A 21,770-nucleotide genomic window follows, 5' to 3' on the forward strand; every position below is an offset into this window, starting at 1 on the left:
TCGGCTTCCCCTCAGCTGCGCAGTTTTTTTGTTTTGACGGTCATTTAATCTGTCGTCTGGACTGTAGGATGGCCCCAAGGGCCATGAGCATAAAGGCCCCATTGAATACAATGTGTTCGCGCCACCCCAATGTGGAGATGATACCCCCACAGGAACAGGGCGTGGGATGATCGGACGCCAGGACGGCGATGATGTATATCGTGAAGAGGCCAAGTAGGGCGAAGCTGGCATACAGCCCAAGGGTGCGGAACTTGGGGAACAATAGAAGGCCTGTTATGGTGAGTTCCGAAAAGGGAACTCCCCATTGGAGGAGATCGGCATGGGCAGCGAGGTGGGGCATTTGTGCCAACCGCCATTCGAAGGTGTCCAGGTCCAATAGTTTGCTGGTGGCCGTGTATACGAACAACAGGACCAATAGGAAACTGGCCGTGGGGACAAGGGTTCGATATATTTTTTTGGACACCATATCTTTTGATTTGATATGACAAAGTTCGGGAGTCCAATTTATTTGAAACGGAGCATTCCTTGACCCAAAGGGAGTAATTTACGCATTTTGAAGGGGTTACCTCCTTAAATCGGTTGGGGTCTTGCCGTATTTGTCCCGAAAGGCCCTGGAGAAATGGGCGGCACTCTTGAAACCGTTCATATGGGCGATCTCCTTTAGGGAAAGGTTGCTGTGCTGGATCAGGATCTTTGATTTTCTAAGACGTTCTTGGGTCAGGAAACGGAAGATGGTGGTGCCATAGATCTGTTTGAAACCATATTTCAGCTTGTACTCGTTGGTCCCCATCTGGAGGGCGAGGTCCTTGAGCGAGGGAAGATCCTTGTCCAAATTGTTGAGGATCGTGTCATGGACCTCCCGGATCATTTGGATGTCCTCCGGGGACAACGTAACCTTATGCTCCTTGATGCCCTTGGTCACCTTGAGCTTGTTTTTGGGCAGTCCCGTTTCAAAGGGTTCCCCTTTGGAAAAGAAAACGGAGTTCAACACGATTTTCTGTCCGCTGCCATCCAAGGCCTGGTAGACCGATATTTGACAATCCTTGGCCAGGAAAAGACCATCCTTTGTGATGAATTCCATGAAGAGTACCGTTTCCGATCGGTCCCGTTTCAAATGTTTGGTCATCTTTTTTGACCAAGTCCTTTGGGAGTTTTCGGTCATGAGTTCGGTGATATGTTTTCCGATAAGGTCCTTCGGCATACAGGACAACAGGGAGCAGGTTCCGTTGGTGACCAATTCAATTTGACCTTGGGCGTCCAAGATCAGGGACAGTTGGATGATACATTGCGGAGTGTTGTGCGCATTGGCAAAACCTTGGTGGATAAAGGCTGCCGCTATTTCCTCATTGACCATGTTCAGCATGACCACCAAAGAGGCGATATTGTCATTTTTATCGGAAGGCTCAAGGGAATAGAAGAAGTTGCCCTTGGCCATTTCCAAAAGCATCTTTTGGATGCGCTTTATCCTAAAATCATCGTTGTTCGGCATGGTTGTCGGTTTTTAAACAGTGGATCGTTTTGATGGTCTGTGACTTCATTGCTGGCCATGTTTTTTTAAAAAGGCCAAGGCCTCGGATTTTTTGGTAAAGGACCGGGTGGGGATCGTTTGTGCATGGGTGCCCAAGTATATGCTGCTTATCACATCCGTCACAGGGGGATCGATCAAAAAGGCCAAGGCGGTAATCCATTGTGACCCTTCCAAGGCCAAATAGTCCCGTGCCGGTTTATTGACCCTCCGTACCTCACGGATGTCGCAGAGCACGGGCATTTCCCTTCCGTTTTGGAGCATCATCCGATCTCTGACAATCATTTGGGCGGCCCTGAGGTCGATACATAGGTCTTTTTGATAAATGATGTGCATCAACGCTTCGGTCATCAGATAAACAGCGTATTTGTTTTCATGTGATCTTTTCATGTGGCAAAAACTGGTAAAAACCCTGAATTTACAAAAATACTTTTTTCGGTATCGTAACATGGGGAACACTGTGCCAAATTAAAGGTATTTGACTTGACTGAAACGGAATAATACTTGATTGAAACGGAGTAAATGATTTGAGAATACCATTTAATCTGACAATTGCCATTACTTTTTAGGACAATTTAAACCAAACGATATGGCAAAGATCAAACACCACAATTTTTTGAACACCGTGCATGAAGTGTTCACCGATGCAAAACAGGCCGGGGTGCTGCACCTCTATGCCGGGGGAGAATCCTTTTCGGGGCGTACCATCCGGGTGGACGGTAAGGATATGTTCCATTTTGGGACCACTGGTTATTTGGGGCTGGAACAGGATGTCCGATTAAAAGAGGCCGCCAAGGAGGCCATTGATAAATACGGGACCCAGTTTCCACTTTCCAAGTCCTATATCTCCAATCCGCTTTACGAAGCGCTGGAATCATCCATTGGGGAAATGTACGGGCATCCCATTATCATTACCAAGAACAGCACTCTGGGCCATTTGGGCGTCATCCCCAGTGCCGTGGATGATGATGACGTCATCATTTTGGACCATCAGGTGCACTGGAGCGTACAGAACGCCGCCAAGATGCTCAAAACACGGAGTGTGCCGATTGAAATGATACGGCACAACAATTTGGAGATGTTGGAGGACAAGATCAAGAAGTACCGGGATTCCAAGCGGCACATTTGGTATATGGCGGATGGGATCTACTCCATGTACGGGGACTATGCCCCAGTTAAGGAGTTGATGGACCTGTCCGAAAAATATCCCCAATTGCATTTTTATTTTGACGATGTGCATGGGATGAGTTGGGTGGGGCAGAACGGAACGGGCTACGTATTGGACCAATTGGGGGAGTTGCCCGAAAATGTGCTCCTGTTCGGTACGCTGAGCAAGACCTTTGGGGCCAGTGGGGCGGTGTTGGCCTGTTCCAACGCCAAATTATATGACAAAATCAAGACCTTTGGTGGTCCCTTGACCTTTTCGGCACAGTTGGAACCCGCTTCCGTGGCCGCCGCCATCGCTTCCGCCAAGATTCATCTGTCTGAGGAAATCTATGAGCTGCAAGCGGAACTTCGGGAACGGATCGATTATTTCAATGCTTGTTTGGGAGCTACGGAGCTTCCCTTGATAGACCGGAACGAATCCCCGGTATTTTACATAGGGACGGGAATGCCCAAAACGGGCTATAATTTTGTCAACCGCCTGATGGGGGAGGGTTTTTATGTAAATCTGGGCATCTTTCCAGCGGTTCCGGTCAAGAACACCGGAGTGAGAATCACCATCTCAAGACATAATGAAAAGGCCGAGATCAAAGGGCTGGTCGATGCCATGGCATACCATTTTCCCTTGGCCTTGGAAGAGACGGGGACGAACCCGGAAAGGGTGTACCATGCCTTTACATTGGAACCCAAGACACGGGAGGAGCGCAGACCATTGGATGATCTGACTTTGGAGGCCAAGGAATCCATAAACCAGGTAGATAGGGAAGCATGGAACCGTTGTTTGGGCGGACAGGGTGTATATGATTGGGCTGGAATGAAATTCCTGGAGTCCGTGTTCCATGGCAATTCAAAAAAAGAACATAATTGGTCGTTCCGTTATGTGATCATAAGGGATGTCAATGGAAATCCGATATTGATGACCTTCTTGACCTTTTCCCTTTGGAAGGACGATATGTTGGCCCCTTCCGAGGTGTCCCGATCCATTGAGGAGGAACGAAGGTTAAATCCCTATCATCTTTCGTCCATGATACTTTCCATGGGCAGTTTGTTCACTGAAGGAGACCATGTGTATTGGGACAGCGCGCATCCATTGGGCGATCTGACCATGAACATTTTTTTGGAGTTCATGGAACAAGAGGAACGGAAGTTAGGGGCGAAAATGACCGTACTTCGGGATTTTCCCAAGGAAAGCAATTGGAACAGTCATCTTTACGGACATGGCTTTCTCCGGGTGCAAATGCCCGATTCCTGTACTGTTGATCTACAGGAAACACCTTCTATAGAACAGTATATCGGAGCACTATCTTCCAGAAACAGGAGGCATTTTAGGAAGGATATACAGCCCTATCTTGGCTTGGTCCATTGCAGGGCGGTCCAAAAACTAACTGCTGTGCAATTGGTCCAGGCCAAAAAACTGTTTGGGGAAGTGCAGTCCCGCAATTTGGGGCTCAATACTTATTCCTTCCCCGATGCGCTTTTTGATCGGATGAACGAGAACCCCTTATGGGAATTTATTATGCTGTGCCCCACTGATGAACCGGATAGGGTAGTGGGCGTTATGTTCTGTTACACCAATACGAATCAGGTGTGCGTCCCTGCCTTTGTCGGGATGGATTATGGTGCCTTGGAGCAATACGCCGTTTATCGTCAATTGCTTTATCATACCATTGAACGGGCCATAGTCCTTGGTATTCCGAAAATTGATTTTGGAATGACCGCTGCCTTTGAGAAGCGGAAGCTTGGCGCGACCATACAGGAAAAATATGCATACATCCAAACCCGTGATAACTTTATCTTGGAACTCTTGGGGGTCATGGAGGGACAGCAATAATGGAGCGGTGCCATGAAATATCAAAAACTGTTATCAGAATTTGAGGGCCAGTTGGAGGCCTTGGAAAGTGGGAACGGCGATATCCTTTACAAAGCGGAGAAGGGCATCGTACTGGTGGAGAAGTGCATTCATAAACTGCAAAAGCAGATTGTGGGCAAGGACTTTGAGACACAGGCGGATGAGATCTATTTCTTCAAGCATGTCAAGCCGCAGATCTTTAGCAAGCTCATCTATTACATCCGCCTCTTCAGTATAGAGAGCAAACGCCCGCGGGGAAAGGATGTGGCCCAGGTCAAATACCTACAGCAACAGATCGATAAGCTGCAGACCTTCTTCAACGACAACTTGGAATTCTATAACTATTACCGGCGTGGGGCCATGTCCATGGACGAGCAGTATTTTGTCCGGGGCAACCGGGACCTGCGCATGCCCCTGGAATCCTTTCACTTTTTGATCGATGACCAGTTCTCCACCTGTCAGGACGGCACGGTGGCCACCATCATGGCCTATGACATGCTCATCGTGTACCTGAGAAAGGAAGTGGACGATCTGAACAACAATATGGAACCTACAAAGAACACACCTATGGAAAAACCATCAAAATTATTTTGGACCGGGAGCAAGACGGACCTGATCGAGCTCCTCTATGCCCTTCACACCAGTAAATACATCAATGGGGGGACCGTTGACATCAAGGAACTGGCCTCCCATTTCGAATACTTCTACAATGTGGATCTGGGCAATTACTACCACACTTTTATCGATATCCGTTCCCGCAAGAGCAGTAGGACACGGTTCTTGGAACGGCTCATCGAGATGCTCAACCAGCGGATGGAATCCCTGGAAGAATAGCTCCCTAATTTTTCCCAAGTTGGTACCAACTTGGGAATTTTGGTTTTCGGGGGTTTTGGGGACCGATTTTTCCCATTTTCAAACTTTTTTGGACCTCACCAAAGTCCAAATGGCCCTGAATCGATACAATTTATAGGATAAAAAAATCGTTCCCAAGTTGGTACCAACTTGGGAAATTTTTCCAAAAACCTTTTTGAGTTTTGTCAGTGAAAGTCAAATCGATGGAAGGGCCATCAAATGAAATGATAGTAATGCGGTGGTCCTTCTTTTTAAAAACTCAGAAATTATGGGAGCGACCATTATTACCTCGGAAGACCTAATGGAGTTCAAAGTGGAACTTTTGGAAGACATCAAGGAACTATTGCAAAACCACAACGGCACAACGGCCAAGAAATGGATCAAATCCAATGAAGTGCGGGAACTCCTGGGCATTTCCCCGGGAACCTTACAGAATTTGCGTATCAATGGCACATTGCCCTATACCAAGATAGGAGGGGTGCTCTATTACGATCAGCGGGAGATTATGGAAGTGTTGGAGCGGAACAAGGTCAACAAGAACTTCTAGGGGTTTGGAGGACATCAACTATATCAAACACCTGAACGGTGTCTTTGACCAATTTGCAAAGGACAACCGTTTGAACCCGACCCATATCAGTCTGTACGTAGCCCTTTTTCAGCTTTGGAACCATAATTTTTTTAGGGAGGAATTCCATATCAACAGGGAAGAGGTCATGGACTTTTCAAAAATAGGTTCCAAGTCCACTTATCATAAATGTATCAAGCAGTTGAGCCATTGGAACTATTTGCTATATATCCCTTCCCATAACCCTTTTAAGGGGAGCCGTATCAAGATGTTCGATTTTGGGACAAGTGATGAACAAGCTGTGTACCGAAGCCGTACCCATATCGGGACAAGCAGTGGACAAGCACTGGTACCTATAATAAAACATATACAAACTAGAACAAACCATAAAAACAATAACAAACCGGAAAATTTAAAAAATTTAATTCCGTTGGATTTTGAAAACGACAACAAACCCAATGGGGTTGGCCAACATCGGGACAACCTAAAAACCACCTCGGACAAGGATTACGGGGAACCACTATGAAACTGGACCATCCACATATCATCACGGAGGGCAACCTGACCTACCGCTTGGGGGAGCTGAGCGGCAACAACATCCTGTATGATTTTGACAAGATGCTCATCTATCTGGAGGCCAAGGGCAAGCTGATGTTCGGGGAACGGTTCAGGATCTACAAGGAAGACCGAGGGATATTGTTGAAACTCTGCAACTATATCATCAAGGACTATGACAGCTGCAAAAAGGACGGCATCGACCCCAACAAGGGCCTGTTGCTGTCCGGGCCCGTGGGCTGTGGCAAGACCAGTCTGATGCGGCTATTGAAATTCCTGGTGCCCTACCAAAAACCGTATTCTGTCATTCCCAGCCGAAATATCGTGTTTGGGTTCAACCACATTGGTTTCAAGGTCATTGAGGATTACGGCAACGGGCAGTACTTTTGTTTTGATGACCTTGGCGTGGAACCCACGGGAAGGCATTATGGAAAGGATTGCAATGTGATGGGGGAGATCCTTTTATCGCGCTACGAGCTTTTTGTCAACCATAATATACGAACCCATTGCACCACCAACCTCAATGCCAAGGAGTTGGAGGAACGCTATGGGAAACGGGTAAGGAGCCGCATGCGGCAGATGTTCAATCTGGTGGCCTTTGAAAAGGACAGCAAGGACAAGCGCAAATAACGTCATTGCCGTTTGAACACCATTCCCAGTAGTTTTGCGATGACCTTGATGATTTCCATTAAAAATGCTTTCATAGTTCCAGGTTTTTAAAATTGTCAATGCCCAATAGGATGGCCAAGGCGATGGCTTTGATGTTCTTGCCCTTTAATAGATAGCCTGATTCATCCTGGTGGGACAGAAAGGCCATTTCAGCCAAAACAGACGCGCAAGTGGTAACTTCCCGCAGCACTTGAAAGTTGGCAGATTCAATGCTCCGTTGTTCGATGCCAAGGTTCCGTACCACTTCATCCAGGATCAATGATCCCAATAGAATACTTTCCCTAGAATATTGTCCGGACCTATTATGGACAAAAACCTCCATACCATTTGCTTCCGAGTTTTCCGCATGGTTGCAATGCAGCGACACAAACATATCGGCATGCAAGGCTTTTGCCAATCTGGAGCGATTTCCAAGGGATATCAAGGTATCGGTGTACCGTGTGAGATAGATATCGTATTTGCCATCCAAAAAGGTATGGTTCCATCGAACGATTTCCCTGGCCACGCTTAAGGCCACATCCTTTTCCCTAACTCCATATATCCCAATGGTGCCGGAATCCACCCCACCATGTCCGGGGTCAATGACCAGAATTTCTTTACGGGGCATTTGCTGACCAAAAAGCGGATAGAAATTGCACATCAAAAGGACAAAAACTTGAACTGAGCGAAGTCGAAGTTTGACGTTTTTGAAGCATTTGCAGACCCAGGGTTTTAAGGTTATCAACATAGCATTCCGCTTTTTACATAGATTTTGATGCCAATCCGCAGCAATAAAAACCAAATCATAACAATGAATATGTTATTCACAAATATCTGGTATACAACTATTTATGTGTCAATATACAGTAATTTTCGAATATCAAAACCAAACGAATTTTTAAACACTTTTTGATATGAAAAAAGCACTGTACTTCACTCTGTTATCCCTATTAATTTCCAATACAGTTTTTGCCCAGATTGGTGGCATCGAGGATTCGGTCAACGATATTTCCGATACCATTCGGGCGATATTCCCCATTATCCTCGGAGTCATCTTTTTGGTGGGCTTTTTGTTCAATGCCGGTCATTTCTTTGGGGAGAACTCCGATTTGAAAAAAGGGATTACCCGGGTACTGGTCTTTGTGCTGATCGCTGGGGCCGTGGTGGGCATCTTCACCTATCTCATCGGAATAGTGGTCTAGGATGAAAAAGTACGAGGTCTATAGAAATATCCGCAAGCAGGCCATGATCAAGGGCTTGCCCATTTCCTTGTTTGCCCTGATGATGGTATCGGTCATCGGTTCCCTGCTGATCATCATCTTTTCCTTCAGTCTTGGTGTCATCGTAGCCCTGCTGTTGTTCAATGCTCTGTTGTTCGGGGCATTGGCGCAGTTGGCCAAAAACCCAAATGTATTTGCTATCCAAAAGGTCTTCCCCCAAACCATCAGCAATAAAAAACTAAGTCCGCTTTCCTATGGATAAGATCAACCTAAATTCATATCATCCCATTCTTGATATCCAGGGGCATACCGTGTTTGCCTCCAACGGCAATGTAGTACTTTGTTACAAAGTGGATTTTCCCGAAGTGTATTCCCTTTCCGAGCCCGATTTTGAGGAACTGCACAGTATGTGGTTCCAGGCTTTCAAATCCCTGCCCACTGGTACGGTCATCCATAAAAAGGACATATATCAAAAAGTGGGCTATGATGCTGGGCAATTACCCGATCGTACTTTTTTGGAAAAGGCCACCCATGATTATTTTAAGGGCAGGGAATACCTGAGCCATCAAAGCCATCTGTTCTTTGTGCTGCCCTTGGACAAGGCCCTGAACGCTTCCAAGTATGTGAATCCCTTTCGGAAAACAGAAAAAGGCTATTATCGAAAATTGGATGCGCAGGTAGCGGAATTCATCACCGCGGTGAACGATGCCGTTTCCTATATCAACAACTGCCAAAAAGTGTCATTGGTGCCCATGCTACCCGCTGACATTCTCACCCATACGAACGATTATTACAATGGTTTCAACCAAGATTTCGATACGGACATTTTATTGGGCAAAAAACATATCGAGATCGGCGACCATTATTTTGATGCCATAGCCGTCAACAATGAAGGGTGTTTTGCCGGAACGGTCCAGAGCAGCAAGATCAATGAAAAATTCACCTCGGATGACTTTGGCTTTCACCAAGGGTTTATCGATGGCCTGGGACTGGACCTTAACGAGAACCACATCATCAACCACATCCTCTATCTGGATGACAAACACAAGTGGCGTAAGCTACTGGACAAAAAAGTGGAGGAGCTCAGCAAAAGTTCCAATTTCGGTTCCCGGAACAAAGTGGTCCTCAAAAAGGTACAGCAAATCCTGGACCAGATCAATACCGATGACTCATCCCGTATTATCCGTGGCCATCTCAATATCATTTTTTGGCATCCGGAAACCGAACATGTAAAACGGATAGGCTCCAAAATCAAGGGGGAGTTCAAGGAATTGGACATGGTGCCCTATCATCCCAATGGCGAGGAACGCAAGCACTACTTTTTGAACTCGCATCCCTGCCATGCCACCAACTTCTCCAACGAAGATCTGTATGTCACGGATCTCAAACATGCGCTGTGCCTGTATATCAACAACACGAATTACAGATCCGATGATTCGGGGATCTTATTCAATGACCGCCAACACAACATCCCCGTCTTGAAGGATGTCTGGGACGAACGGAAAAAACGTATCAAGGCACGGAACTTTGCCATTTTCGCCCCAACGGGCGAGGGCAAATCCTTTCTGGCGAACAATATCCTTCGTCAATATTTTGAGGCCGACGCTCGGCTGGTCATTATCGATTTGGGTGGCTCCTACGCCAAATTTGCCAAGCTGTACCCGAATGACCATATCATCCTGAGGTACGAGCAGGGCAAGAACCTGGGCATCAACCCTTTTTATGTTTCAGGGGAGGGCGACTTTACCCCTGAAAGGCTGGAGGACCTGGCCGTATTCCTGTTGGAACTCTTGGCAGAGGGCAATACAGTGTCCAAGGGCAGGAAAGTGGCCATGAAAAAGGTGCTGCTCCATTACTACAAAACTGTGCGGGAACACCATTCCTTGGCGTCATTGTACCAGTTTGTGGACCATCAAAAAGATACCCTTATCCAAGAGTTACAGATCAAGGAGGCCCATTTCAGCACCTATGATTTTCTGCACATCCTCTCGGAATATGTGGAAGGTGGTCCCTACAGTTTTCTGTTCAATACTGGGGCCGATCAGACCTATACCATAGAGGATAAACGGCTCATCATCTTTGAACTGGACGAAGTCAGGGACAATAAGGAAATCCTCTCCGTGATGCTCAAGCTCATCAAGTCGGCCATCCAGCGGACCATCTGGCGGAACCGTTCCGAGCGGGGCATCATCCTTTTCGATGAGTTTGCCAAACAACTCAAGTTTCCCAACGTTTTGGAAAGTGTAGAATTCTACTATCAAGCCATCCGGAAGCAAAATGGGGCCATCGGTATCATCCTGCAATCCATCAACCAACTGCCGCAGAATTCCACTTCGGCCAGTATTCTTGAAAACACCCAGGTCATATACAGCCTTCGGAACGAGAAGGGCTATGATGAACTGCAAAAGCGGCTCAATCTGTCAAATCATGATTTGAACCAACTCAAATCCATACGGAACAACCTGAACGGGGAACGGAAGTACACCGAGATCTTTATCAAAATCGGAAAGGAGAGCAACATCTTCCGTTTGGAAGTCCCGCCAGAAGTCTATGCCGCCTACCTCACCGATGGACTTGAAAACAACCAGATCATGGAACTGTTTGAAAAGACCGGGGATATGGAACAGGCCATCAAAGCATTTATTCACCTAAAAAAGAAATCCTATGAGAACAGCTAAAAAACAATCCATCAGGAAAAGTACCCTAACATTGATATTGTCCCTGACCTTGGCCCTATACCTGCCCGGCCGTGCTACGGCCCAGGGGATGCCGGTGTATGACAATACGAACTTCATCAGCATGACCAAATCGCTGGTGGAGTCGGCCAAACAGACCTCAGAGCTGTTGAAGACGGTGCAATTTCTAAAAGAGCAAAAGGATAATGTCGTCAAGGTCAGCAATACAATCAAACAATTGAAGGCCCTACAGGAGCTGACCAAGAACAATGAGATTTTGTTCAGGACCGTACAGCAAGATGTAAGGGATATTTTGAATTCTCCCTATATCAAAGCGGGGGAAGTAGAGCTGGTATCCCGCTCATTTGAACAGATCATGGACACGGCCATAGACGACCTGGATTTTGTGAACCAGATCCTGTCCAGTGATTTTTTGAAAATGACCGATGCGGAACGCACGGCCATTTTGATGGAAAAGAAAGTCCAGTCCCACGAAATGGTCGCCGAACTGGAGGTAAAGACCAGACGCTATAGGGAGATCATTTCCTTCAGGAAGATGCAGGACAGGATCAATAATCGCGAAACACAATATTAGGGAATTATGTTCTTGGGAATAGGATTGGAATATGTGGATACAGTCTACCGGACCATCATGGACAGTGATTTTGCCCAGTACACCATTACGGGCATGAAGGCACTGGCCGTGCTGTTCTTTTTGGTCAACATTCTGAAGAAATACAACGAAGGCATCGCAGCTACCGATGGGCATACCTGGGGGCTGACCCCCACGGAACTGGCCAAGAACTTTGCCGTCGTGATCTTGGTCATCTTCTCCACACAGGTGTTGGATGTCTTTGATGCTATTTTGGTGTCCATTGAGACCCAATACCGAGATACGGCCCCAGCGCTCCTCCCGTTACAGCTACAAGATGTGGATCTGGAACGGGATGTGGGCGCACTGGAGGCCGCCAAAAAGGCGTTGGCGCTGTTGTACGAGGCCTTGGTGACCCCTTTGTACGGGTTGAAGGTGCTGGCCTTTGTTATCGGGATTTTCCTATGGATGATGGACCTGTTCATCTATCCGCTGTTCCTGGCGGAACGCTTTTTCCTGTTGGGCATTATGCGGGCCTTCTTTCCCTTGGTGATCAGCTTGGCCGTGTTTGAAAAGTTCAGGGGACTGGCCTATAACTTCTTTAAGCTCTATACCGGGGTATATATGTTGGTACCGGCCTTCTTTTTGGTCAATGTCTTTGTCAATGCCCTGTACACGGAGATCAATACAAGCTTTTGGAACAACCTGTTCGGGACGGACTGGGGCAGTGAATTTTTTGCGCCACTGATCGAACTGGCTTCCATTGGGTTCATCGTGTTCCTGAAGTTCAAACTGTACCGCAAAGCCACCTCCTTTACCTTCAAGCTCTTTGGTGGCTAAGACACATTTATAAATGTCCAATGCACATTAAAAAATTTAATAAAGAATGAAAACACCCTTTAAAAACATATACAATATCCTAAAGCTCAACCGCTTTATCGTGCTGGTCACGGTCATCGGGGCCGTACTGACCTGTATGGTCTCGGTGCTGATGGTCATAGGGCTCCACAGGGAAAGTATGGACAATGCCTTTGTGGTCAACGGGGATGGAAGCGTAATCCCATTAAAAATGGTCTCCCAATTGGAAAACCTCGAAGTGGAGGCCAAGGCGCATCTGGAACTGTTCCACCGCTATTTCTATGGAATCGATGCCAGTAACTATGAGAGCAACTTAGAGAAAGCCCTTTGGTTGGGCAATTCTTCGGTGGACGCCCTCTACCGGCAGAAAAAAGCGGAAGGGGTCTATAACCGTTTGCTGCAATATTCCCTGGTACAGAAAGTACGGAGCATTGCATCCAAGATGGACCTGCAATCGGAACCCTATAGGTTTGAGACCGTCACCGTATTTGAGATCAACCGGGGGTCGGTCACCGATACCTATGAGCTGACCACCACGGGGAACCTGATCCATGTGGACCGGAACTTTCCGAACAATACCCATGGTCTGTTGATCACCAACTTTTTTGAAAACACTTTAAAAAGAATTGAAAATTATGAAAGTAGAGAAAAATAAAATCGTTTTCGCGGCAGTCATTCTTTGCGTGGTCCTGTTGATTGTGGGCTATGCGATGATGGCACTGGGTGAAGGGGAAGACCCTGTAATTGACAACAACCAGATTCCCGTACCGGAACTGGGGGAGGAGCAGGAGCAGTACAAAACCAAACTGGAGGCCTTGGATGCCATCAAGGAAGAACGGCAGACCAACGCCCCGAGCATTTATGACGAGAGCCTGTTGGATTCCACAGGGGTCTATGACCCGGACCTGATGGAAAAGAAAAGGATACGGATTATTGACAGTATCTACAACGAAGGGCGCATTGATTATGCGGAAGGGACATACCGGAAACCCAAGACTGGGAAAGTGGCATTGGGCAATACCAAATCGGATTCCATCACCACCACAAAAGAAATTGAGACCAAAGATCCATCCATAGAGGTCAAGGAATTGGGGTTGGAACACCAATTGTTCTTCGCCTCAAATCCCATGGAACGGCCCATGGAGGTGACCAGAACCACGGATTCCCAGATCTTGGTCAGGGTGGATGGCACCCAAACGGTAAGGCAGTATTTCCGGTTACGGATGCGGCTCTTGGCAGATGCTGTCATCAATGGCACTGTAATTCCAAGAAATACGGCCATTTACGGATTTGTGAGCTTTAAGCCCAACAGGGTGCTGATCGCCATTGACCATATGGGCCACAGTCCCGTTACCTTGGCCGCTTATGATTTTGAAGATGGAGGTGAGGGAATTTATGTGGTGAACAGTTTTCGGGCGGAGGCCGGAAGGGAAGTGGTGGGGGATGCCATTGATGGTATCAATATCGGTGGGGTACCACAGGTCAGGGGCATCAAGGCACTCTTCCAAAGGGACAACCGTCTGGTCAAGGTGACCATAATGGATAATTATCGACTCATTTTAAAAGTCCCAAAGGGACAGTAAAACCTATCTTATGAAAATACGTATTCTTATACCGTTATTGGCATTGGCCAATGTATTGAACGCACAGGAAGTGTTGGACACCATCTACGCCAACGGGCATAAAAACGTGGCCCTGTTCTTTTCGGAACCCATCCGTCAGGGCATTGTGGGAGCGCCAAATTTTGTGTTTAGCTATAACCGGGAAAAGGAGCAGCACTTTGGTTTGGTACAGGCCAAGCCGGGCGAGGAAAGCAACCTATTGGTGTTGACCAAGGATGGACGGGTATATTCCTATATCCTCAAATACAGGAAACAACTCAGCAGGTTGAACCATTTTGTTACCGGTTCTGAGAGTATTGGCACTGAAAGACCGATTACAATTCGCAAAGAAGAACAAGAGGACGAAGAACTGGACAGTATTGCCAAGCGAAGGGAATACTTTGAGCGCTTTTGTAATTATCTTTTAAAGGCCAAGAACGAAAGGTTGGCCACCAAGAGAAAAGGGCGCATTAAACTTCAGTTACAGAAAATGGCCTACAATGGAAATGAGACGTACTTGGTCATGCAAGTGTCCAATAATTCGAACATTGATTTTGAGGTGGACTATCTAAAAGTCTATAGCGTTACCGGGAACAAAAAGAAGAAGGCATCCCACCAAAGACTGGAAAGGTTGCCAATACACCGATACCAAATGCCCTCTTTGGTCAAGAAGGGTGAATCCAAAAGGTTCGTGTACGTATTGCCCAAGTTCGTATTGGCCAAGGGAGAGTATTCAGAAATGGAACTACATGAAGGGAAAGGGAGCAGAAAAGTTTTGCTCAGGGATCCGTAATGCCCCCCATTCTTGACATCGCTCCGGTTATTTATGACATTTGGGCAATCACGGCTTTGAATCCACACCATTGGGAATTTTTATAATTCACAAAACCATGAACTAAACCTTGGGATAATGAGAACCACTAAAAACGGTAAAATAAAACCAATCCAATATTTTACTGTAGAGGACCGGGGTCAGTGTCTTATTGGTGTTCTTTGCTATGCTCATTTTTTCTGTCGAAGATTACAGATGACACCGTTTTTTGCACGTTAAAATCAAGCATATTGGATGTGGATTTCTGTTTTAATTGGCTCCCCCTGTATTTTTAACATAAAAACATAATATTTATACGTCATAAATATATAATTTTAGCACATCACAAATATATAATAACAAAACAGCATAGAAATATAATGTTTGCCCAATAAGATTGGTACAGAAAAATGGCAACACCTCAAGAAAAATTGGCCAAGGCCCTTGAAGCTTTAAAAACATTGCAAGATCAAGGTATCACCGCAATCAAAACTTCTGAACTCAGTCGTGTCCATCGGGAACGGTTGAGCGGGAATGGCTTTATTCGACAGATCATACAAGGTTGGTACATTATCGTACCTCCCGATGAACAACAGGGGGACAGTACCTCATGGTATGCCAATTATTGGAGTTTCTGTGCCCGGTACCTGGCCGAACGATATGGGGATTCCTATTGTATTTCAGCGGAACAATCCCTATTGCTTCATGCCGGCAACCAAACTGTTCCCAAACAATTGATCATCCGTGCGACCAATGGCACGAATTCCAACACGGAACTGCTGCATGGCACCTCAATGTTCACCATGAAATCCACATTGCCGGCAAAAGCGGAGATTATGGTATGGGAAGGTATCAGAATGTTGACTTTGGCCTCGGCCCTGGTAAATTGTTCACCGGGGATGTTTAAAGGAAACACCACGGATGTGCGCACCATATTGGCCATGGTACCGGATGCATCGGAAATACTTGGTTTATTGTTGGACGGGGGACATTCCACCATTGCCGGGAGATTGGCGGGAGCTTTTAGAAATATTGGGCGTGATGCATTGGCGGATGAAATCGTCAAGACAATGCAAAAGGCCGGTTACGATGTTCGAGAAAACGATCCATTTGGGGATAAACCCCCGGTTGTCCTCTCCATAAGGGATAAATCTCCCTATGTGAACAGGATTCGTTTACTGTGGCACAAAATGCGCAATGGGGTGATTTCACATTTTCCGGATGCCCCTGGCATTCCACAAGATCATGATAAATATATGAAGGAAGTTGAGGATATGTACGTAACCGATGCATATCATTCCTTATCCATTGAACGCTATAGGGTTACCGTGGAACTGATTGAACGGGTAAGGAGCGGCGAATGGGACCCCAAAGATAATGAGGCAGACAAAAGGCAACGCGATGCCATGGCGGCCCGTGGATATTGGTTGGCTTCCCAGCGCGTGCGTGAAAGTATCAAAAGTATTCTACAAGGGGAGAATTCTGGAAAAGTGGTGGACAATGACCATGGGGATTGGTACCGGGAACTTTTTGCGCCCAGCGTGACCTCGGGTATCCTAAAAGCCTCCGACCTGGCAGGATATCGAAATGATCAGGTATATATAGGAGGGTCGATGCACGTTCCTTTGAACAAGGATGCAATACGGGATGCCATGCCCGAATTGTTCGAACTGTTGCAGAAAGAAGAAAATGCAGCGGTAAGGGCCGTATTGGGGCACTTTATATTTGTGTTCATTCACCCATATATGGACGGCAATGGACGAATGGGGCGATTTCTGATGAATGTAATGTTGGCCTCAGGCGGCTACCCTTGGACCGTAATACCGGTGGAAGAACGTCAAATATATATGAAAGCTTTGGAATCGGCCAGTGTGAAAGAGGATATCGGACCATTTGCAAAGTTCATGGGATGGCTGGTCGATGAAGGCTTGAAAGGTACACCTGTAGCAAAAGTCTGATGGTTGTGACCTGGAGTTGCTACCTTTAATTCGGAACTATAATATCGTTTTTTCATGTTTCTAAAATATTTATTTGGTAACACAGTCTTAAACTTTCTGTCCGAATAAAGGTAGCAACTCCAAAGATTCTTGAGTATAGTTTTATGAACAATCAGAAACGGATCTATAGCTACCTAGGGTATTCAGCCTTGGAAAAAATAAAGCTTCTTATGAAGATGCATCCAGATTTTTTACTTCGCGTTTCCAATAAATTGGTCGCATCCTACTTGGGAATATCACCATATACCCTCTGCAGGTTGAAGTCAAGGCTCTGAAATGTTGCCATGGAGCATTGTTTTCCACTAAATTTAAGTCGTTCTTTATCCTTATGTAAAAGGGATGGGATTTTCAACGGAAACCATCCATCTATAGATCAAGTAGAATAGCTTATCAAAACCTTAACCAAATATGGAAATGAAAAAGATCGGTTTATTTTTACTGGGCAGTTTGTTGCTTACGGCCTGTGAGAACGATTCAAAAACGCAGTTCGACATTCTGATCAAGAATGCGAACATTGTGGATACCGGCTCGGGCAATATTATAGAAGGGCAGCACATTGGCATAAATAAGGATACCATTGCCCGGATTGCACCATACGATGCCGCAGAAAACTGGATGGGGACACAGACCGTGGATGCCAAGGACAAGTATGTGATTCCCGGCCTATGGGACATGCACGTACACTTTGGGGGAGGCGATACACTGATTACGGAAAATAAAAACCTTTTACCACTATATATTGCCAACGGGGTAACCACCGTTAGGGATTGTGCAGCAGACATAAGCCCAGAAGTATTAAAGTGGAAGGAACAGGTTGGGATGGGCACTTTATTGGGACCATCCATATTGACGGCAGGGCCAAAGTTGGAGGGAAAGAATTCCATTTGGCCCGGCGACCTCGAAATTGAAGATGAGCCGGAACTGTTACGGGCGCTGGACTCCTTGGACAAACTTCAAGTGGATTTCGTAAAGATCACGGACAATGCCCTTGATCCCCAATTGTTCCTGAAAAGTATCAAGGAGGCCACTAAAAGGGGCTATAAGACCTCGGGCCACATCCCGTTTGAACTGACCATCAACGAAGCTTCGGAAGCAGGACAGCGCACCGTGGAACATATGGGCTATATGCTAAAGGCTGGATCCTCACAGGAGGCCGAGATCATTGATAGGTTCAAGAAAGGTGGGATTGACCGGGAAACTGCACAAATACAACTGGACCAAACCTTTGATAGGGACGCGGCCATTGCAAAGTACCGGAAATTGGCCGATAATGGCACGGCAGTGGTTCCAACATTTATTGGGAGCAAAATTATTTCATACCTGGAACAGGATGACCATCTTTCTGACCCAGAACTGAAATATTTGGGGCCAGGTCTCATAAAAACCTATGATTGGAGGATAGAACGGGCAAACAAGGCCACTCAAGAAGAGATAGAGGCCAGACATGATAGGTATCGGAAAACAGTCGATTTGTTACCATTGGTACGGGAATCGGGAATGGACATCATTGCAGGAACCGACGCAGGCTTTTTGAACTCCTACATTTATCCGGGGTTTGCCCTTCACGATGAACTTCAAATCTTTGTTGATGGAGGACTTACACCTTTGCAGGCATTGCAGACATCGGTGATAAATGGCCCAAAGTACTTTGATCTTTTGGACTACTATGGAAGTGTCGAAGAGGGCAAGGTGGCCGATTTATTGATTTTGGAAAGGAATCCCATAAAAGATATTGGAGCCACTAAAACCATACATACACTGATCAAGAAAACAAAAGTGTACAACAAGGGCCAATTGAATCAACTTCTGGTAGAAATGGCCCAAATGTACCGCTAGTCCATTGAAGAAGTCTTGCCCTGCCCTTTTGGAAGCATGTCTGAAAAGAAGTCTCTCTTATACATTAAAGCCAAAAAATAGGGTTTAGGTTCTTATATCGTACCATGAACATCAAAACCTATTCTTTTCAAAAAAAATGGAATCTATTCCTTAGTTAAACTACTATCGCCTAAAGGTGAAAGATTTGGAACCGACTGTAAGTCGGCTTATGATTCACCGATTCTGAAATCACCATCTTCTCGCTCCATGTCCTGATTCTTGATGTATTCCATTATCACCTCATCCGTCACCATTATAGTAGCCTTCCTTAAACATTCCATTCCAGTTAATATCATACTTAAAATTGGACCGGTTGGGAATGGACAGTAAGTTTTGATTTTATTTATACGAACTTGGTTTAGTTTAAATTGAATCCTTTAAATTTGATGCTAGAAAGTACCAAGTTCCACACGAAGATGTCCTATAGGATGTCCTATTTTGGAAAATAAAACATAAATATCTGGTTTACATGGGGTCAAGGTGCAGGGTTCAGGTTCTGCCACCCCGACAAAAAACAGTGCATTTGATGTTAAATGTAACTGTAAATAATTAAAAACTAGAAAATTAGCATTTTCTGGTTTTTTTTGTGCCCAAATTTAACCAAGGATAAAGGTGTCCTATAGGGTGTCCGGTTTTACCTAATATCTTCAAACCTCCCGTTAATATTGAGATTCAGCGTTTAGGTTCTAATCGGGCCAGCGGTTTGGCACCCGGGTGTGGAAGCTGGCAATGCAATTGCCGATGTGGTATTTGGAGATTATAATCCATCTGGTAAATTAACTGCCACATGGCCGATAAATGTAGGACAGATTCCTATATACCATAGTGCGAAGGTCACAGGGAGACCCGCTCCTGAAAGTGGGGAGTTTCAAAAATTTAGGTCGAACTATCTGGACGCGCCCAACACACCTTTATTGCCCTTTGGGTATGGATTGAGCTATACCACTTTTGAATACTCCGACCTTAGGCTGAGCAAAAAGGAAATTGGTCGGGGAGAATCGATTTCGGCCACCGTTACGGTGAAAAATACAGGTGATCATACTGGGGAAGAAGTGGTGCAGCTATATTTGAGGGATGTGGTCAGAAGCATTACCCCGCCGAAACGACAATTGAAAGGGTTCCAAAAAATAAAGCTGAAAAAGGGGGAGCGAAAGGAAGTGACAATTACCTTGACTCCGGATGATTTAAAATTCTATGATGCCCAATTGGAATTTGTTTCCGAACCTGGTGAATTCAAAATTTTTGTGGGAACCGATTCCAATGCCGATTTATCGGAATCTTTCATTCTAAGGTAAAATACGATGTTCCTTACTGGTTGAGGAGGATGGTTGTGGCCACCCAAAACAAAAAAATGAGCCATCCAAGATTTGATGTTTGTTGATTGAAATTCGTATTGAAGGGCATTCAATTTTTGGCATAACTAGTTCATGGAGATTGAGAGGATTGCCCATAATTTTACATAACATGGATATTGTTTTTAAAATATTTGATACTTTTTGAACAGTTTTGATTATTTCTATCCTTTGAGGACTTGTACTTATTCTTAATCTGTACAGAAAGGAGTAATAAGGTGTGCAGGATTTAAAATATCGGTGTCAGTTTTGGATTTACAACAACATACAATCAAATTCATGATTCAGTCACCCCAACTTACCTTATTTATGTAAAAATAAAAAACTGTTAAACTTTTGATTTTCAGTGTTTTTTTGTTGTTTGTGCATATCGTTTGAATTCATTTAAAACCATCTAAAAGGTGTAGAGTTCGGTAAAAGTTAGGTAGTAAGATTTGAGATGATCTTTGCGCAAGACCATATTTTATTTGTTTTCTTACCTATCCACTTCAAAACTTGCTAGGATAATTCGTTTTTTTCTAAAAATCATTGCCATTTAGGGTGGCCACGTATGGTCATCTTGAATTCATACCACTTCACTTATTTGAACTACTGGCTGGGTATTGGTGAAATTGGGAAGGTCAGCCAAGATTTTTTCGGCCATTGGCACAAAGGAATTTTGAAATGCTTCTTGGGAGGTAAAGACAAGATTGGCAATTACCACATACGGAGCAGTTTGTTCCGGGCTTGCACCGGATAACCCAAGGTTTATATCGGATGATATTATCGCTTCGCCAAGTAGATCTTTTAATAAGTTGCTATGTTGGTTTATATAGTAGTCCTTATCAAATTGTGTATTTGGACTGTTGGGGTACATTACGGTCAACTTTATCATAATCGAATTGTTTTAATATGCGATAAACCTTCCTATGTGCCGGAAAGTTTATCGCAATACATAAAAATAGGGTACTATAGGGCTACGAAACTACATTTTCTTTGGACCAGGCAAACTTTTCAAAAGCAGCGTCTACAGGAGTATTGGCAATATGATTGGTATAATTGCTAATTACTTTTTGCGATAGTCCCAATATGATTTCCAAAACATGTTGCTCCCCATATCCCGCGGCATAAAATGTTTGTAGATCTTCGGGTGTTACATGACCACGATTTCTTACAATGGTCAGAGTCATGGTTCTCAAAGCTTCTAGTTTTTCATCCTTTAGCGGAGTCTCATTGCGTAAAGCCTCGGTGATGTTATCATCGACCTTCATCATTTTGGCGATTCCGGTATGGGCCGGTACGCAGTAATGGCAAGCATGTTCTACATTGATGGTCTGCCATACCACCGTTAATTCTTCCTCGTTGAACGAAGTTTGGGTAAAAAGCTCATGCAGGGTTTGGTAGGCTTCCAGTATTTTCGGGGCTCCTGCCAATACGCCATGCAAGCCTGGGATCATTCCATAGGCTTTCTTGGAATTTTCCAATAGGGGTTTGCTGTTTTCTGGAGCTGTTTCAATGTTGTGGACTTTTAAAGTTGTCATAATTCGAATTTTTATTGTTTTACTTATTTAATTTTCGCGCTCCTTTGCGCATTTAGTTATTATTAGATCCATTGTTACTTTATAGGGCCTTTCGGTTCCAAATGGAGACCA

At 45.2% G+C, this 21,770-nt stretch carries 22 protein-coding genes and 1 pseudogene; 16 read left to right on the forward strand and 7 right to left on the reverse strand.

The features are described from left to right. Nucleotides 1–40: 40 nt before the first annotated feature. The 3 genes from MJO53_RS13305 to MJO53_RS13315 all read right to left on the reverse strand — a co-directional run bounded on the left by MJO53_RS13305 (nucleotide 41) and on the right by MJO53_RS13315 (nucleotide 1,915). A complete protein-coding gene (locus tag MJO53_RS13305) occupies nucleotides 41–466 on the reverse strand; it encodes a MauE/DoxX family redox-associated membrane protein (protein ID WP_252079429.1) in 426 nt (141 codons plus the stop codon). A 96-nt stretch (nucleotides 467–562) separates the two neighbouring features. After that, nucleotides 563–1,489 carry an AraC family transcriptional regulator gene (locus MJO53_RS13310; RefSeq protein WP_252079430.1) on the reverse strand — a complete coding sequence of 309 codons (927 nt, stop codon included), beginning with the start codon at nucleotides 1,487–1,489 and terminating at the stop codon, nucleotides 563–565. A 45-nt stretch (nucleotides 1,490–1,534) separates the two neighbouring features. After that, nucleotides 1,535–1,915, reverse strand: coding sequence for a hypothetical protein (locus MJO53_RS13315; protein ID WP_252079431.1), 381 nt, complete (start codon nucleotides 1,913–1,915; stop codon nucleotides 1,535–1,537). A gap of 199 nt (nucleotides 1,916–2,114) precedes the next feature. On the opposite strand from MJO53_RS13315, the gene MJO53_RS13320 reads away from it, so the two are divergent. The 5 genes from MJO53_RS13320 to MJO53_RS13340 all read left to right on the forward strand — a co-directional run bounded on the left by MJO53_RS13320 (nucleotide 2,115) and on the right by MJO53_RS13340 (nucleotide 7,140). Next, nucleotides 2,115–4,520 carry an aminotransferase class I/II-fold pyridoxal phosphate-dependent enzyme gene (locus tag MJO53_RS13320; RefSeq protein WP_252079432.1) on the forward strand — a complete coding sequence of 802 codons (2,406 nt, stop codon included), beginning with the start codon at nucleotides 2,115–2,117 and terminating at the stop codon, nucleotides 4,518–4,520. A gap of 12 nt (nucleotides 4,521–4,532) precedes the next feature. Continuing rightward, entirely contained in the window at nucleotides 4,533–5,372 is an 840-nt protein-coding gene (locus MJO53_RS13325; protein WP_127139874.1) for an RteC domain-containing protein, read from the forward strand. Between the two features lie 286 nt (nucleotides 5,373–5,658). Next, entirely contained in the window at nucleotides 5,659–5,937 is a 279-nt protein-coding gene (locus MJO53_RS13330; RefSeq protein ID WP_252079433.1) for a helix-turn-helix domain-containing protein, read from the forward strand. A 4-nt stretch (nucleotides 5,938–5,941) separates the two neighbouring features. Then, nucleotides 5,942–6,481, forward strand: coding sequence for a hypothetical protein (locus MJO53_RS13335; RefSeq protein ID WP_252079434.1), 540 nt, complete (start codon nucleotides 5,942–5,944; stop codon nucleotides 6,479–6,481). Further along, nucleotides 6,478–7,140 (forward strand): ATPase, encoded by a 663-nt coding sequence (locus tag MJO53_RS13340; RefSeq protein ID WP_252079435.1) that lies wholly within the window; start codon nucleotides 6,478–6,480, stop codon nucleotides 7,138–7,140. The genes MJO53_RS13335 and MJO53_RS13340 overlap by 4 nt, the downstream gene beginning before the upstream one ends. 70 nt (nucleotides 7,141–7,210) lie before the next feature. Here the strand turns inward: MJO53_RS13340 and MJO53_RS13345 are convergent, their stop codons facing one another. Continuing rightward, complete coding sequence (locus tag MJO53_RS13345; protein ID WP_127139877.1) at nucleotides 7,211–7,819, reverse strand: N-acetylmuramoyl-L-alanine amidase family protein; 609 nt, start codon at nucleotides 7,817–7,819, stop codon at nucleotides 7,211–7,213. A 253-nt stretch (nucleotides 7,820–8,072) separates the two neighbouring features. Here MJO53_RS13345 and MJO53_RS13350 point away from each other — a divergent pair, with 253 nt between their 5' ends. The 10 genes from MJO53_RS13350 (at nucleotide 8,073) to MJO53_RS13395 (ending at nucleotide 18,748) form a co-directional block, all read left to right on the forward strand. Next, on the forward strand, nucleotides 8,073–8,360 hold the full coding sequence (locus MJO53_RS13350; protein ID WP_127139878.1) for a hypothetical protein: 288 nt from the start codon (nucleotides 8,073–8,075) through the stop codon (nucleotides 8,358–8,360). Between the two features lies 1 nt (nucleotide 8,361). After that, on the forward strand, nucleotides 8,362–8,640 hold the full coding sequence (locus MJO53_RS13355) for a hypothetical protein (RefSeq protein ID WP_252079436.1): 279 nt from the start codon (nucleotides 8,362–8,364) through the stop codon (nucleotides 8,638–8,640). After that, nucleotides 8,633–11,056: a TraG family conjugative transposon ATPase gene (locus tag MJO53_RS13360; RefSeq protein WP_252079437.1), complete on the forward strand. Its 2,424-nt coding sequence runs from the start codon at nucleotides 8,633–8,635 to the stop codon at nucleotides 11,054–11,056. Before MJO53_RS13355 ends, MJO53_RS13360 begins: the two co-directional genes overlap by 8 nt. Then, complete coding sequence (locus MJO53_RS13365) at nucleotides 11,043–11,648, forward strand: conjugal transfer protein (RefSeq protein WP_252079438.1); 606 nt, start codon at nucleotides 11,043–11,045, stop codon at nucleotides 11,646–11,648. Before MJO53_RS13360 ends, MJO53_RS13365 begins: the two co-directional genes overlap by 14 nt. A 6-nt stretch (nucleotides 11,649–11,654) precedes the next feature. After that, a complete protein-coding gene (locus MJO53_RS13370) occupies nucleotides 11,655–12,485 on the forward strand; it encodes a hypothetical protein (RefSeq protein ID WP_163627930.1) in 831 nt (276 codons plus the stop codon). A 46-nt stretch (nucleotides 12,486–12,531) separates the two neighbouring features. Then, the gene (locus MJO53_RS13375; protein ID WP_163627929.1) at nucleotides 12,532–13,158 is read left to right on the forward strand and encodes a conjugal transfer protein TraK; all 627 of its coding nucleotides are present in this window, start codon (nucleotides 12,532–12,534) and stop codon (nucleotides 13,156–13,158) included. Then, nucleotides 13,139–14,086: a conjugative transposon protein TraM gene (traM, locus tag MJO53_RS13380; RefSeq protein WP_252079439.1), complete on the forward strand. Its 948-nt coding sequence runs from the start codon at nucleotides 13,139–13,141 to the stop codon at nucleotides 14,084–14,086. Before MJO53_RS13375 ends, traM begins: the two co-directional genes overlap by 20 nt. 10 nt (nucleotides 14,087–14,096) lie before the next feature. Further along, a complete protein-coding gene (locus MJO53_RS13385; protein WP_163627927.1) occupies nucleotides 14,097–14,897 on the forward strand; it encodes a DUF4138 domain-containing protein in 801 nt (266 codons plus the stop codon). A 428-nt stretch (nucleotides 14,898–15,325) separates the two neighbouring features. Beyond that, nucleotides 15,326–16,873, forward strand: a complete 1,548-nt coding sequence (locus MJO53_RS13390; RefSeq protein WP_252079440.1) for a Fic family protein — start codon at nucleotides 15,326–15,328, stop codon at nucleotides 16,871–16,873. 453 nt (nucleotides 16,874–17,326) lie between these two features. Further along, nucleotides 17,327–18,748, forward strand: coding sequence for an amidohydrolase family protein (locus MJO53_RS13395; protein WP_252079441.1), 1,422 nt, complete (start codon nucleotides 17,327–17,329; stop codon nucleotides 18,746–18,748). Nucleotides 18,749–18,954: 206 nt separating this feature from the next. On the opposite strand, the gene MJO53_RS16960 is transcribed toward MJO53_RS13395, so the two are convergent. After that, nucleotides 18,955–19,083, reverse strand: coding sequence for a hypothetical protein (locus tag MJO53_RS16960; RefSeq protein WP_286037766.1), 129 nt, complete (start codon nucleotides 19,081–19,083; stop codon nucleotides 18,955–18,957). A gap of 405 nt (nucleotides 19,084–19,488) precedes the next feature. On the opposite strand from MJO53_RS16960, the pseudogene MJO53_RS13400 reads away from it, so the two are divergent. After that, a pseudogene (locus MJO53_RS13400) lies at nucleotides 19,489–20,082 on the forward strand (fibronectin type III-like domain-contianing protein); the annotation flags it as partial. A gap of 622 nt (nucleotides 20,083–20,704) precedes the next feature. Here MJO53_RS13400 and MJO53_RS13405 read toward each other — a convergent pair. Continuing rightward, the gene (locus tag MJO53_RS13405; RefSeq protein ID WP_252079442.1) at nucleotides 20,705–21,013 is read right to left on the reverse strand and encodes an EthD family reductase; all 309 of its coding nucleotides are present in this window, start codon (nucleotides 21,011–21,013) and stop codon (nucleotides 20,705–20,707) included. Between the two features lie 82 nt (nucleotides 21,014–21,095). Then, on the reverse strand, nucleotides 21,096–21,659 hold the full coding sequence (locus MJO53_RS13410) for a carboxymuconolactone decarboxylase family protein (RefSeq protein WP_252079443.1): 564 nt from the start codon (nucleotides 21,657–21,659) through the stop codon (nucleotides 21,096–21,098). Nucleotides 21,660–21,770 lie beyond the last annotated feature (111 nt).

This window comes from Flagellimonas marinaquae (assembly GCF_023716465.1).
GTDB lineage: Bacteria > Bacteroidota > Bacteroidia > Flavobacteriales > Flavobacteriaceae > Flagellimonas > Flagellimonas alginolytica.